This is a genomic window from Cohnella baijiui (assembly GCF_020731285.1).
Lineage (GTDB): Bacteria > Bacillota > Bacilli > Paenibacillales > Paenibacillaceae > Cohnella.
Genome location: NZ_JAJFOW010000033.1, coordinates 16,873 through 30,844, shown reverse-complemented (window position 1 = coordinate 30,844; position 13,972 = coordinate 16,873). Strand labels below are relative to the sequence as shown.

At 62.1% G+C, this 13,972-nt stretch carries 13 protein-coding genes; 2 read left to right on the top strand and 11 right to left on the bottom strand.

Annotated elements, in window-relative coordinates; genetic code table 11:
• Positions 1–225: 225 nt before the first annotated feature.
• The 7 genes from LKX83_RS23700 to LKX83_RS23670 form a co-directional block, all read right to left on the bottom strand.
• Positions 226–1,038 (bottom strand): alpha/beta fold hydrolase, encoded by an 813-nt coding sequence (locus tag LKX83_RS23700; RefSeq protein WP_227885309.1) that lies wholly within the window; start codon positions 1,036–1,038, stop codon positions 226–228.
• Positions 1,039–1,519: 481 nt separating this feature from the next.
• A complete protein-coding gene (locus tag LKX83_RS23695; protein WP_227885308.1) occupies positions 1,520–1,996 on the bottom strand; it encodes a DinB family protein in 477 nt (158 codons plus the stop codon).
• A gap of 78 nt (positions 1,997–2,074) precedes the next feature.
• Positions 2,075–3,382 carry a hypothetical protein gene (locus tag LKX83_RS23690; protein WP_227885307.1) on the bottom strand — a complete coding sequence of 436 codons (1,308 nt, stop codon included), beginning with the start codon at positions 3,380–3,382 and terminating at the stop codon, positions 2,075–2,077.
• 147 nt (positions 3,383–3,529) lie between these two features.
• The gene (locus LKX83_RS23685) at positions 3,530–4,147 is read right to left on the bottom strand and encodes an alpha/beta hydrolase (protein ID WP_227885306.1); all 618 of its coding nucleotides are present in this window, start codon (positions 4,145–4,147) and stop codon (positions 3,530–3,532) included.
• Positions 4,144–5,094, bottom strand: a complete 951-nt coding sequence (locus LKX83_RS23680; RefSeq protein ID WP_227885305.1) for a ring-cleaving dioxygenase — start codon at positions 5,092–5,094, stop codon at positions 4,144–4,146. The genes LKX83_RS23685 and LKX83_RS23680 overlap by 4 nt, the downstream gene beginning before the upstream one ends.
• A gap of 70 nt (positions 5,095–5,164) precedes the next feature.
• A complete protein-coding gene (locus LKX83_RS23675) occupies positions 5,165–5,566 on the bottom strand; it encodes a DoxX family protein (RefSeq protein ID WP_227885304.1) in 402 nt (133 codons plus the stop codon).
• A 93-nt stretch (positions 5,567–5,659) separates the two neighbouring features.
• The gene (locus LKX83_RS23670) at positions 5,660–6,103 is read right to left on the bottom strand and encodes a MarR family winged helix-turn-helix transcriptional regulator (RefSeq protein ID WP_227885303.1); all 444 of its coding nucleotides are present in this window, start codon (positions 6,101–6,103) and stop codon (positions 5,660–5,662) included.
• A gap of 179 nt (positions 6,104–6,282) precedes the next feature.
• On the opposite strand from LKX83_RS23670, the gene LKX83_RS23665 reads away from it, so the two are divergent.
• Complete coding sequence (locus LKX83_RS23665; protein WP_227885302.1) at positions 6,283–7,746, top strand: catalase; 1,464 nt, start codon at positions 6,283–6,285, stop codon at positions 7,744–7,746.
• Between the two features lie 90 nt (positions 7,747–7,836).
• On the opposite strand, the gene LKX83_RS23660 is transcribed toward LKX83_RS23665, so the two are convergent.
• Positions 7,837–8,340 (bottom strand): hypothetical protein, encoded by a 504-nt coding sequence (locus LKX83_RS23660; protein WP_227885301.1) that lies wholly within the window; start codon positions 8,338–8,340, stop codon positions 7,837–7,839.
• Between the two features lie 209 nt (positions 8,341–8,549).
• Between LKX83_RS23660 and LKX83_RS23655 the strand changes: the two genes are divergently transcribed.
• Entirely contained in the window at positions 8,550–9,425 is an 876-nt protein-coding gene (locus LKX83_RS23655; RefSeq protein ID WP_227885300.1) for an alpha/beta fold hydrolase, read from the top strand.
• A 113-nt stretch (positions 9,426–9,538) separates the two neighbouring features.
• On the opposite strand, the gene LKX83_RS23650 is transcribed toward LKX83_RS23655, so the two are convergent.
• The 3 genes from LKX83_RS23650 to LKX83_RS23640 form a co-directional block, all read right to left on the bottom strand.
• Positions 9,539–10,201, bottom strand: coding sequence for a hypothetical protein (locus tag LKX83_RS23650; protein ID WP_227885299.1), 663 nt, complete (start codon positions 10,199–10,201; stop codon positions 9,539–9,541).
• A gap of 128 nt (positions 10,202–10,329) precedes the next feature.
• On the bottom strand, positions 10,330–12,435 hold the full coding sequence (locus LKX83_RS23645) for a glycoside hydrolase family 36 protein (RefSeq protein WP_227885354.1): 2,106 nt from the start codon (positions 12,433–12,435) through the stop codon (positions 10,330–10,332).
• 113 nt (positions 12,436–12,548) lie between these two features.
• Positions 12,549–13,868, bottom strand: a complete 1,320-nt coding sequence (locus tag LKX83_RS23640) for an ABC transporter substrate-binding protein (protein ID WP_227885298.1) — start codon at positions 13,866–13,868, stop codon at positions 12,549–12,551.
• Positions 13,869–13,972: the final 104 nt, after the last annotated feature.

Genomic DNA, 13,972 nt, shown 5'->3' with positions numbered 1-13,972 from the left:
GAAGGGGACTGGACTTTCCTTGGTAACTCTTGCGCGATTTTGCCGCATTTCCATTTACGTATCGTTATTTCTACATCGCAAACCCATCTTGGTAAAACCGTCACCGGGTCGCCTACGGCATCATCGCCGCTCGCCGCATAGTCAAACAGGCTTTCCGCCCTTTCGGGGACGGAAAGCCTGTGGACGAGTAGCAAGCTATGCAGCGGAAGGAGCGCTCGTCCCATGTTAGCTCGGGGTGGCAAAAAACGCCTTCAGCTCTTCTGCGATCAAGGGGGCATTCAGCTTTTTAGTGTGGCCCAGTCCTTTGCGGCTGCGAAGATTTGCATGGGGGAGCGCAGCGGCGAGCGCCTGGGCGCTTCGGCGCAGCCCCGCCGGGCTCTCGGGTCCTTCGAGGACGAGCGCAGGCATCGAAACGCCGCGCCAGGAAGCTGCCGGCAGCGGCTTGCCATCCGAATAACCTTCCAACAGGGCGGCATCGTACGGCAGCGTGTGCGCGACCGCCATCAGATTCCGCCACACCCCGGGCATCATCCGCATCATCCCCACGACGAACGAGGGCGCACCCATCCCCTTCACCATAAAATACTTGATCGCTTCGGCACGGCGGTTTGCCGCGATGAGCTCCCGGACGGCCGACACGAAGTCGGGCGGCGACCTGCGATCGGCGGGATCGACGACGAATGGGGGTTCGTGCAACGCCAGCTTCGCGATGTTCGCCCCGTGGACGGCCGCTTGCAGAGCCAGCACCGCGCCGGACGAAAGTCCCCAGACGTATGCGGAGCCGCCCGCTTCGGCGATCAGCGCCTCGAGATCCTCGATTTCGCGCGAGACTGCGTACGGCTGTGCATCGCCGCTGTCCCCGCGGCCGCGCCGATCGTAATTGTACACGGTGAAATGCTCCGAGAGCAGCCGAGCCAGCTCCACCTGCGCCGGAAAGCGGCGATAGCTGAAAGCGCCCGCCACCAGAATGAGGGCCGGGCCGCGGCCCGTTTTGTCGTAGGCGATTTTCGTTCCGTCAGCAGAAGTTATGGTATGCATAGGGCAGATCTCCTTTGCCTTCGTCGAATATTTTCCGGATAAGCGGTATATCGGCTTTCCGGTCCTTTATATACACGACGAATGGCAAGCGGCGAAATCGACGGGGCGACCGGCGATTTTTAAAATAAAATTTTCGTTTGGGACGGATCACTTGTTGCAAGAGCGGAAAATGCTACTGCACACGGCCATGCGAGAACCTTCAATCGGCAATGTACCGAACCTTTTACCACTCACAGCCACACAAGCGCTTCAAACAGCCGATGTGCGGAACTTTTTTCTGCACATGGGCACTCCAGCCTGAGCCATCGTCTAATGAAAGGGAGCAGATTCCGCTCATGGACCTTACTCGACTGCAACTTCAATCCACGCGAAAAAAACCTCCTCCACGAGACCGCGGAGGAGGTCCTTGCTTGTCTGGGCGTTCCCATGCGGTTTTGGGCAATCAGGAACCAACGGTATTACAAAGTATGACCAGGCGCGACTATTTTTGAGCGGATTCGACGGCGGCCAGCAGGCTCGTTATCTTGCCCAAGTGCATCGCTTCGTGCATCAGCATGAAGTTGTACAGCGTGCCCGCCGTCTCGAACCGGAGCGGCCCCATTTCGACCGGCTCGCCGAGAGCGGCATCCAGCTCCTTATCTTGGATTTCCTCTATGCGCTGCAGCTGCGCGGACAACCGTTCGATCAGCTCCTCCTTCGTTGGAGGCTCGCCCTTCCATTCCGCCGGCTTCGTCCCGGTGGCGAAAAAGGCGGTATACGAATCCGGCGCGATCGGCGTACGGCCGAAGGCGAGGGAAAAGGCCGTATCCATCCAATGCACGAGATGGCCGGCATGCCAGCGGACCGTATTGTTCCAACCCGCCGGTCGGATATCGTATTGTTCTTCCGGAACGGCTTGGAGCTGACCGATGACAAGCTGGCGGACGGACGATGCGGATTGCAGGACGATGTGGGACATAGTTGACGCCTCCTAATGGGGGAATGGGTGATTCACGCCCCCATCGTAGCCCGCTCCGCACTGCCGCAACCACCCTTTTCACTGCCAAACGGTGCCGATTTGACGGTCCAGCCGGATTTTTTCGCCGAAAGCAGCCGTATTTTTCTCCTGAAGCGACTGCGCGATGATTCTCGCGCCCGCGTTCTGCCAGTTGTAGCAGGTCCGCTCCGGCACCTGGGAGCGAAACCAATCCAGCGCTTCCCGCGACGCCCCGTCCAAATGATCGGCTGCATACCTTACGCTGTAAGGCTTGATCCCTATCACGTACGGATAGTACAGCGCATTGTAATAGCGCCACTCCTCGGTCGCGCCGAATTCCTCCTCCAGCTGCGGCTTCAGCCGCGCGATGGCCTCGGCGAGCAGCGCTTTCAGCTCGATGGCGCGCTCCAGTACTTCGTCCGAGCCTCCTCGCTCCCGCAGCCGGCGCTCGACGATCTTCAGCTGCGTAAGCGGGTTGGTCGCGAGGCGCTGCAGATCGCCGAAGTGGCTCAGCGCGCGCCGGGTGCAGCGGTACAGCTCTTCCTCGTCCATCTCCTCCGGCTCGGCCGCCGCGTCGACCCGGGTCTGCACCGTCTCGGCGACGCGCAGCCGGGACCGGTCCTCGCGCAGCTTGGGAAAGGTCGCGAACGCGATGCGGTCGAGCAGCGCCCGGACCGGGCTCCAAAAGATTTGAAAGGCCACGGAGACGGCGATGCTCGCGAGCAGCGCGAGCGCCGTCCGGCCGGTAAAGCCGGAGCCCAGGCCGATCGCGAGCGCGACCTGCCCGGCGAAAAGTATCGTGAAAAGGACCGTATAATCGAACGAGCGCACCAAGTCCGGCAGCCAAGCCTCGCCCAGCGCGCGAACCTCCCGGACGAGCAGCCCGACCGCGAGCGGCAGCCAGCCCGCCGCGGCGAGCAGCCAAGGCCCCGGCTGCGTCCACCCGTCGGCATCCGCGAGCGCCCATACGGCGGCGCCGGCGGCGAGAAGCGCCGGCACCGCGAAGGCCGGACGGACGGGCAGGCGGGCTGGCGGCTTGGCCCCCGGCTCGGCGGCTTCGGAACGACGCCGCGACAGAAGCGGCACGGCGAGCCAGGAGAGCCAAGGCGAGAAGAAGAGGAGACCGGCGATTCCCTCCGCCCAGGAAACGTACGCCGAGAGGATCGCCGCGCCCCATCCCAGTCCGTATCCGAGCAGCCCGAGGCCGACGGAGCGCAGGCGAGGATTAGAGACATCGCGCTGGAGGAGATAAAGACCGAGCCAGATCGACAAGCCGTAACCAAAGGAGAAAATCAAGTTCATCTGCAGCGGAGAGCCCCTTTCGAAGACGCCGAAGTCCGTTCCGCGGCCATCGGCTTTTCCTTCCATTATAGGGGGTGGCCGCCCATGCCGCTATCCCTTGCGCCGCGGCGGCCCAACGCGGCATCTGCCGCGCGCCCGTATCCGCGACAAAGGCCGTGACGCCTTTTCCCGGCGTCACGGCCCTTTGATCCTTCATCGCGCGCATTCGAACGGTCACTCGCCGCGGCCGACCTGCCGCGCGAACCATTCGGCAGCCGCGTCCACTTCCGACTGCGTGAGCCGATGGCCGGCCTGCTCCCAGTGGACCGCGACCGAAGCCCCGGCGCCCTGCAGCAGCGACGCCAGCTCCTCCGTCTCGGCCGGCGAGCAGATCGGATCGTTGCGCCCGGCGCCGATGAAGACCGGCACTGCCGACAGATCCGGAAGCTTAAGTCCGCGCAGCGGAACCATCGGATGATGGAGAATCGCCCCTCGCAGCGCGTCGGCGAAGTGAAACAGAAGGCTGCCCGCAATATTCGCGCCGTTGGAGTAGCCGACGGCGATCACGTTGGAGCGGTCGAATCCGTACTTGGCAGCCGCTTCGTCCAGGAATTCGTTCAGCTCCTTCGTGCGGAGGACGAGGTCTTCCTCGTCGAAGACGCCCTCCGCGAGCCGCCGGAAAAATCTCGGCATGCCGTTTTCGGATACGTTGCCCCGGACACTGAGCACCGGGGAGGAGGGCGAGACGAGCTGCGCGAGCGGCAGCAGGTCCCGCTCCGTACCGCCGGTGCCGTGCAGGAGCAGCAGCACCGGCGCGGAGGGATCCGTCCCTTGCTGGTAGAGATGCTTCATTGAGCGTCACCCTCCAATACCCGTACCTGAATCGGCGACAAATTCGCTTCGATAACCGCACGGTGCGGTTCGTACCAGTCGGGCAGCATCAGATGCTCGCCCAGCGCGTCGGGCGCCTCGTCCCGGGCAAAGCCGGGCGGGTCCGTCGCAATCTCGAACAGGATGCCGCCTTCCTCGCGGAAGTAGACGGCGTTGAAGTATTGGCGGTCGACGATCGGCGTCGGGTGGTAGCCCGAGCCTTCGACCAGGGCTCTCCACCGCGCATGCTCCTCGTCGTCCTTGGCGCGCCAAGCGATATGGTGCACCGTTCCGGCGCCTCCCGAACCATGGGCAACCGGCTCTACGTTGACATCGATCAGGTTGCCGATGTCGGCGGTGGAGCGGTAGCGGGCGTAGCCGCCTTCCTCCCCGACTTTGGCGAGGCCCATCACCTGCTCGAGCAGGGCCGCCGTCCGTTCCGGCGCGGCGCTCAGCAGAATCGCGCCGCCAAAGCCTTTGATCGCCTTTTCGGCGGGAACGCCGCCAAACGACCAGGCGCTGTTCGCGCCTTCTGCGCGGGCCACGAGCTCGATTCTCAGGCCGTCCGGATCTTCCAGCTGCAGGTACGACTCGCCGAACCGCTCGGTCTCCGCGAACGGAATGTCGAACCGGTCCAGACGCTCCTGCCAGAAGTCCAGCGTGCCCTCGGGTACGACGTACGTCGTCGTTCCGACCTGCCCGGCGCCGATGCGTCCTTGGCGGGAATCCCGCCATGGGAAAAACGTGATGATCGTGCCGGGGCTGCCGATTTGGTCGCCGAAGTACAGGTGATACACCTCCGGCGCGTCGAAATTGATCGTCTTTTTCACCAACCGAAGCCCCAGAATGCCCGAGTAAAAATCAACCGTCACCTGCGCGTTTCTGACGAACGCCGTAATATGATGAATACCTGCCGTTTGAAGTGCCATATTCAATCTCTCCTCTCCTGATTAGAAAACCTGGATTTCCGTGTCCTGCCACGCGTTAAACTTAACTGCATTAATTTGCGAGAGCTGCGTCGAGCGAAAAATCGCCGGCCCCGATCAGCGCGACGCCTACCGCGACCGCGATCAGCGTCAGCGGGTACTCGTACCCGTTCGACGCGGCCCAGAGGCCATTGCGGCCATGAACCTTAAACGCGCCCAACATCGTCAGGACGAGCAGCGCAGCAGCTACCGGCGTGAACAGCCCGGCCGCGAAGAGCGCGCCGCCGACCAGCTCCATCAGCCCCGCCGCGATCGCCATCGGCACCCCCGGACGGATGCCGACCGACTCCATCCAGCCGCCGGTTCCTTTCGGGCCGTGTCCGCCGAACCAGCCGAACAGCTTCTGCGCACCGTGTCCCACGAACAACAACCCGACAACCAACCTTACGATTAACAGTCCCCATGCGATACTCATTGTAAACTCCTCCAATGGTTTGATTTTTCATTCAAAGTAGAGAATCTTTAATTTAAGATACATGGCCGGCAAGAAGGGCAATTCCGATTGCCGCTACTTGAAGCCCTCCTGCGCATACTTCCCCAACTTTTTCAGCAACCGGCTCGCCTCCCGCTGCTCCTCCGCCGTCAATCCGGCGACCGCTTTGCGGATGACGTCCGCGTGCTTCGGGAACACTTCTTCGATGAATGCCCGGCCTTCGTCCGTAATCTCCGCGAAGATGAGCCTGCGGTCCTCGGTGGAGGCCCTGCGCTTCACAAGCCGTTTGTCCTCGAGCTTGTCGACGACGTAGGTAATGTTGCCGCTGCTCATCAGCACCTTGCCGCCGATCTGCTGAATCGGCTGAGCTCCCTTGTGGTACAGCAGCTCCAGTACCCCGAACTCCGTCCGGTTCAGTCCGTTACCCTTGATATCCCGGTCGGCATGCGCGTTTACCCACTGACTCGCCCGCGACAGCGCGATGTATAGATCGAGCGATCCCGCTTGATCGTTCGCCATCCCCTCCACCTCCTTCGATCGAACACGCCGCGATGCGGAACGTTTCGTTTTGCGATATCTCGATTTTAAGATACTCTATTTAGAGAAGAGTGTCAAGCGGTTTTTTCATAGCCTATCCCGTCGCCTCATATGCATATATCAGGTTCATGATACGAAACGCGAGGGGAGAGACGAAACGAATGGATCGTTTAACGACCAACCAGGGCGTGCCGATCGGGGACAACCAAAATTCGAAGACGGCCGGACAGCGGGGCCCGACGCTGCTCGAGGACTATCAGCTGCTGGAAAAGCTGGCGCACTTCGACCGCGAACGGGTGCCGGAGCGCGTCGTGCACGCCCGGGGAGCGGGGGCGCACGGCGTCTTCCGCGTGACCCACAGCATGAAGCGCTATACGAAGGCGGCTTTCCTGCAGGAGGAAGGCGCGGAGACGCCAGTGTTCGTCCGCTTCTCGACCGTCGTCCACGGCCAGCACTCGCCCGAGACGCTGCGCGATCCGCGCGGATTCGCGGTGAAGTTTTACACGACCGAAGGCAACTACGACTTCGTCGGCAACAATCTCCCGGTCTTTTTTATCCGCGACGCCATGAAATTCCCGGATATGGTGCATTCCTTAAAGCCCGATCCCCGCACCAACATCCAGCATCCCGACCGCTACTGGGACTTCATGTCGCTCACGCCCGAGTCGACGAACATGCTCATTCACCTCTTTTCGGACGAAGGAATTCCGGCGAACTACCGGGAGATGCGGGGCTCGAGCGTGCATGCGTTCAAATGGATCAATGCGCATGGCAACTCCGTCTACGTAAAGCTGCGCTGGGTGCCGAAGCTCGGGGTGCGCAACCTTTCCGCTCAGGAAGCGTCCGCCATTCAGGCCGTCGATTTCAACCACGCGAGCCGCGATCTGTACGAAGCGATCGAGCGGGGCGATTATCCGGAGTGGGATTTGGTGGCGCAAATTCTCGATCCGGCCGACATCGACGCGCTAGACTTCGATCCGCTCGATCCGACCAAGGATTGGTTCGAGGACGTCATCCCGTACCGTGCCGTCGGGACGATGACGCTGAACCGCAACCCGGACAACGTCTTCGCCGAGACGGAGTCGGTCGGCTTCAACCCCGGCGTCGTCGTCCCCGGCATCGAGCCGTCCGAAGACAAATTGCTGCAGGGCCGGCTTTTCTCTTACTCGGATACGCAGCGGTACCGGATCGGCACCAACTATTTGCAGCTGCCGATCAACTGTCCTTACGCCCCCGTCCGCAACAACCAGCGGGACGGCGCGATGCCGGTCAAACAACAGAATGCCTCCATCAATTTCGAGCCCAATCGGCATCAGGATACCCCGAAGGAGGACTTTTCTTTCCAAGAGGCGCCGACGCCGCTTCAGGGTAGCGCCGGGCGGCAGAAGATCGGGAAGACGAACGACTTCGGCCAGGCCGGAGAAGTCTGGAATCGCTATACCGAGTCGGAGCAGGCCGCGCTCGTGAACAATCTAACGGCGGATCTGGTTCAAGTGTCGCCGGAAACGCAGTTGCGGGCGCTGTGCAACTTTTACCGTGCGGACGCCGTCCTCGGTCAGCGGCTGGCGGATCGGCTGCAGGTCGACCTCGCGCCGTACCTCGGCCACCTCGCCCCGAAGGGTTGACCGTCCGATCCCCCTCCACCTCCACCTCCACGACAAAAGCGGTCGGCAGCGATGCCGACCGCTTGGCGTTGTCTTTTCTCTCCCCCTTATTTACTTCAACGCGACGTCGAAAGCCACCTCGAAGCTAGAGCCGAGCGGCATCAGTTCGTACAAGTATCGGTGGAGCAGCTCCCTCTCGATTTCCGTTAGTCCTACCTGCGTATGCACGCTTAGGTAGACGATGCCTCTGGCGGCGTCGTACCGGTCGAAGACGACTTCTCCCTCCTCGAACATGCCGTTCAGCACGCCCAAGATGCCAGGCAGATCGAGTCCCCGGTTCATCGCCGCCCGCTCCACGCATTCCGGCAGCTCGCCCGCCGGCGGTACGCTTTCTTCCTGGATCATCGAGTAGGCTTTGACTCGGAAGCAGACGTACGGGGCCAGATAGTCAGCCGCGAACCTCCTCAGATCCGCCTGATCGGCGTCAGAGAGCTGCAGTTGATCGTTCCAAGCGTAGATCGTCGCCAAGTGGCGGTTGCTCGTGTGGATGCGAATATATCGGAGGTGGGGAAACCGCTCGCGGACGAGGGCTTCGGACAATAAGCGGGTGCCCATGGCACATCGCTCCTTCCATGGAATGAGTGGGACGTACGGGGGAATGGGCGGCAGGTTCCGATTTTTGTTTGCGCTTACAGGATGTTTATTCGAGCGGCGGTGCCCTTTATGAATGAATGACGCGCAAAATCCGGGACAAGTCATCTTATTCGCCTTAGTGGAATAGGGTTACTAGTAGACTCTTACGTGGAGAAAGGAGCGGTCTCGCGTTGAAGAAGGATGAGATCCTAACGCTCCCCAGCGGGCGGAAAATCGGGTATGCGGTATACGGAAACGAAGGCGGGGAAACGATTCTGGCCATGCACGGGACGCCCGGGGCGCGGATCGGAGCGGCCTTCGCGGCGATGGACAAGCTGGCGAGCGCACCCGGTCATGCCGCTTGCCGGATCGTCGCGGTTGAGCGGCCCGGCTACGGGCTGTCCGATCCGCTGCCGGGGCGGACGCTGGGCCACGTGACGGCGGATCTGCTGCGCGTGGCCGATGCGCTCGGCGCGGAACGGTTCGCCGCGTTCGCCAGCTCGGGCGGCGCGCCGTTCGCGTTGGCTTTGGCGGCCGAAGCGCCGGAGCGCGTCTCGCGCGTCGCGATCGCGGCCGGCCTCGGCCCGGTTTACGCGCCGGAGGTGCTGGAGGCGACGTCGCAGCAGGAGCAGGCGCTGCTGCTCGCCGCCATCGCGACGCCGGACGCGATCGCCGCCTTCGCGGCGCGGGCGCAGGCCGACCCGGCGTCGTTTGTCGAGCAGTATCGCGCTCGCCTGCCGGCGGCCGAGCAAAGCCTGCTGACGGCGCAGGCGCGCGAGTTCTTCGCGCAGATGGTCGCGGAGAGCACCCGGTCGGCGGACGGCATGATCGACGACTACCGGACGTTCGGCCGGCCTTGGAGGATCGCATTCGAGGAGCTGCGCGTCCCGATCCGGTTTTGGCACAGCGAAGCGGACGCGTCCATCCCGATCGCCCACGCCGAGTATCTCGCCGAACGAATCCCGGGCGCGACGCTGACGCGGCTGCAGGGCTTGACGCACCTCATGACGTCCCCGGCCGTCGTTCCGGACGCGCTGGACTACCTCTTGGCGACTTCGTGCGTCTAACGTTAAGACGGCGAACCGCGGGTCCCTTTCGGGGAACCGGTTCGCCGTTTTTCATAAGGACGGGCGAGCAGCTGCAAGCGGCTGCCGGCCGCGCGTATCACGCCGAAGTCCGTCTATGCGCCGGAATTGTGCGGATTTTCCGAGTAACTTTTGCCGAAGCCCTTCATTTCGCCGGAGTTGTGCGGATTTTCAGAGTAACTTTTGCCGAAGTCCGTCCATGCGCCAGAATTGTGCGGATTTTCCGAGTAACTTTTACCGAAGCCCTTCATTGCGCCGGAGTTGTGCGGATTTTCCGAGTAACTTTTGCCGAAGTCCGTCCATGCGCCAGAATTGTGCGGATTTTCCGAGTGACTTTTACCGAAGCCCTTCATTACGCCGGAGTTGTGCGGATTTTCAGAGTAACTTTTGCCAAAGTCCGTCCATGCGCCGGAGTTGTGCGGATTTTCCGAGTAACTTTTGCCGAAGCGCGACCATGCGCCGGAATTGTGCGGATTTTCCGAGTAACTTTTGCCGAAGCCCTTCATTGCGCCGGAGTTGTGCGGATTTTCCGAGTAACTTTTGCCGAGGTCCGTCCATGCGCCGGAATTGTGCGGATTTTCCGAGTAACTTTTACCGAAGCTCGTCCATTGCGCCGGAGTTGTGCGGATTTTCCGAGTAACTTTTACCGAAGCTCGTCCATTGCGCCGGAGTTGTGCGGATTTTCCGAGTAACTTTCGCCGAAGCCCTTCATTGCGCCGGAATTGTGCGGATTTTCCGAGTAACTTTTGCCGACGCATAAACTACCTTGAACGGTAGATCGTCGATTGTTTCGACGATCGTGCCCGTATAACTCCCACCCGCCCCCGATTAGTCGATTGTTTCGACGATCGTACCGGCACGCACCAAGCGGCACCTGCGCGGCGCCTTACCTGCGCAGCCGCAGCTCGAGGAGGCGCGCCGTCCGGCAGCAGGGCAGAGTCACGCGGACGGCGCCCGCCTCGCGCAGCCAGACGGCTTCGCTGCCGGCATGCGCGCCCGGGTAGGCGATGCGCACGTCGACTTCCGCGCCCGCCCAGGCCGGTACGGGCAGCGTCGTCTCTCGCGAATCGCCACGTACACGCCATACGGCCAGATACGCCCGATCCCCGTGCCGCAGGCCGAGGCAGATCCAGTCGTCCTGCTGCGTCGGCAGGCCGAGCGGCCAAAACGGCAGCCCCGCCGCGATGTCGCCGCGCATCGCCCTGTAATAATCGAGCGCCTCCTTTACGAGCGCCCGGCGGCGCGGGCTCAACTCGGCCAGGTGGCCGCTCTGATGCACGCGCAGGAGCATCGCGTTAACCATGTTGAACACGACCTCCTCGTCGTCCCCTTCGCGCAGCGGGTACGACCAGATCGCAGACTGCTCCGGCGTCAGCGCCGACGGCGATGCGGCGGCGATCGCCGCGTAGTTTACGCAGTCTTCCTGGTCGCTCGTCGACTGGATGCTGTGCCGGCTCAGCATCGCGTAGTCCATGCGCATGCCGCCGCTCGAGCAATTCTCGATGACAAGGTCCGGGTACTTGGCGAAAATCCCGTCCAGCCAGGCAAGATAAGCGCGGTTGTGCTGCAGCAGGCCGTCGCCGAAGCTGTCCGCGTCGGTCTCGGTGCCGATGCCGGCATTGATGTTATAGTCCATCTTGATGTAGCCGACGCCGTAGTCCTCAACGAGCCGCCGCACGACTTCGTTCGCATGCGCGATGACCGCCGGGTTGCGGTAGTCGAGCTGATACCGGCTCCGGTCCTTCACCCGCTTGCCGTGCCGCATGAAGAACCAGCTATCGTCCGCGTCGCGCAGCTTCGGACTGTGGATGCCCATGACCTCGAGTTCGAGCCAGAGGCCGGGAATCATACCTTTGCCGCGAATGTAGTCCAGCACGTACTTGATTCCCTCCGGGAACCGCTCGTCCGACGGAAGCCACTCGCCGACGCCGTCCCACCAGTCGCCGGGCGCGTACCAGCCCGCGTCGATGCAGAAGTACTCGCAGCCCGCCTCGGCCGCGGCGTCGACGAGCGGTAGCAGCTTAGCCGTCGTGGGCTTGCCCCACAGGCAATTCATGTAGTCGTTGAAAATGACCCGCAGCAGCCGGTTGTCGTCGTTCGGACGCCGGATCGCCCGCCGGTAGCGGGTCAGCTCGCCGATCGCCGCGTCGAATCCGCCGGTCGACGTCCCTACCGCGCACGGCACCGACGCGAACGTCTCGCCGGGCGCCAGCTCGATCCACCAGTGGTTATCGTGCTCGGTCGGACCGCTCGCGAGCAGCGTCAGCCGGTCGAACTGCTCGAAGATTTCCCAATGCCACGAGCCGTTGTGCTCGATTTGCCAATAGAGCTGTGTGTCCGTCTCGCGATTGTCCAGAAGCGCCATCGGGAGGTGCTCGGCAGCCGACCACGAGCCCGTATTGCTGCAAGAGATCCGCTTGGAGCCGCGGTCTGTTACGTGGGACAGCCCCAACTCCGGCAGCGCGTACGTCCGCCACTGCAGCTCGCTCTGCCAGCCGGTGTGCGGGATGGACAGTCGCATCTTCTCGTCCCGGTCCGCCGCCCCGCCCCGGTCCAGTCCGGTCAATGCAAATGAAGACACGTACTCGACGCCGACCGGCTCCGCTCCCTCGTGATGGAGCTCGGTCCAGCAACGGGTGACGGAGATGCCGTTAAAAAACTGAAAGTGTGACGTCGCCGTTAGTCCGGTGACCGGGTCCTTTTGCACGATCTCCAGCTTGCGGCCCGTCGCGTTGCGGGTATCGCGATGATCCGCGTACCGCATCCGCAGCCCAGGGTAGGACGCGCGATGCGTCCGGCCGTGGTATTCCGCCCGGTCCTCTCCCGTGAGCTGCAGCTCCAGCAGGCGATAGCCTTGGGCCTGCTCCTCCCGCACGTCCGTGCCGTCGTACGGCGCCGGGCCGAAATGCAGCAGCCGGACGTCACCTTCCTCCGTCACTTTCACCGTCAGATAAATGCCGTTTTCCGCGTGTTCGATCGTTTGGCCAGCCATCATCCGTGCGGCACCGCCTTTCTACTCGAATAAAAACTTAACCCAGCACCCGGGAGCGCTGGGTTAAGCTAGGTTATTGCGCGCGTTTTTCCGATCCGTCCCCGCGCTCTGCCTTACTCGGCGGAGCCCAGTTGGATCCACGCTTGCTGAATTTCCGTGATCGCCTGATCCTTCTTTTTGCTACCGCCGATATAGGCCTGCATGATCTCGCCGAACTTCTGGTGGAACGTATCGAGCGAGTAGTTGACGGACAGGTCGCCGGACTTCTCGGTCTTCAGCATTTCGTCCATCGCTTTCGGCATGGCCAGGTCGGGCAGCGGCGCGTCCTTGATCGGCGGGATGACCTTCGCGATGTTGGAGAACCATTGCTTGCCGTAGTCGGACGTGTACAGCCAGTTGAAGAATTCGATCGTCTCCTTGGCTACCGGAGAGTCCTTGTTGATACGCAGCGCCTGGTCGGCGCCGGTGATGATAACGGCTTGCTCCGGCTTGTCGCTCACCGGGTAGCCCATGATGCCGATCTCGATGTCCGGGTTGATCTTCTTGATCGCTTCTTCGTCCCAGGCACCCTTGCCGGTCATGATCGCGGCTTTGCCGGATGAGAAGTCGCTCACTTCGGCGTTGCTGTCGCGCTCAAGCGGCTTGTCGGTGCCGTGCTTGACGGTTGCGTCGATGAAGCTGAAGAAGTTGTTTTCCAGCACCGGGTGATCCTTGAACGTCGTCTTGCCCGCGATGAAGTCGGCGACGAGCGCTTTGGCTTCCACGCCCTGATCCATCGCCGCAGCGTCTACGAAATGCTGGAACACGTGCTTCCACGTCCACCATTCCTTGTAGGCGTTGGCGAACGGCGTGATGCCCTTGGCTTCGAGCTTGGCGATCGCGTCGTCCAGCTCCGCCGTCGTTTTCGGCACTTGGGTGATGCCTGCTTCGGCTAACAGCTTTTTGTTGTAGATCAAGGTGAACAGGTTGCCCTTGACCGGCAGCCCCAGCACCTTGCCGTCCGAAGACGTCATGTTGGCGCGCACGGCGTCGGTCATCGCGGCTGCCAGCGGCTCGTTCGTCAGGTCCGCGCTGTATTCGGCGAACGTGTCGATATCGCCGCCCGCCGTCGTCTGGAAGACGTCCGGCGTGTTGCCGGAGGCGATGCGAGATTTCAGGACGGTGTTGTAGTCGGACTGCATGATCTCGAGATTGATCTTGACGTTCGGTTTGACTTTTTTGTATTCCGCGATGTAAGCGTTAAAAGCGTCGGTGTACTCCGGGGATGCCGTGAACATGTTGATCGTGACCGGCTTGTCCGAGCTCCCTCCGGACGCGGACGGAGACGACCCTCCCGCCGCGTTGTTGCCGTCGTTGCCATTGCCGCCGCATGCGGCCAGCGCGCCGGCCATCAATACGAGGCTGACGGACAGACCCGCGATTTTCTTTCGCATAGCTACGCCCCCACTCGATAGGTGTTGTGTGTCTTCGAAGTTCATTCTAGCGAGTTCGGAGGACGGGCACGATGCAGATAAGTAATCACTTGAGGGTAAAAAAG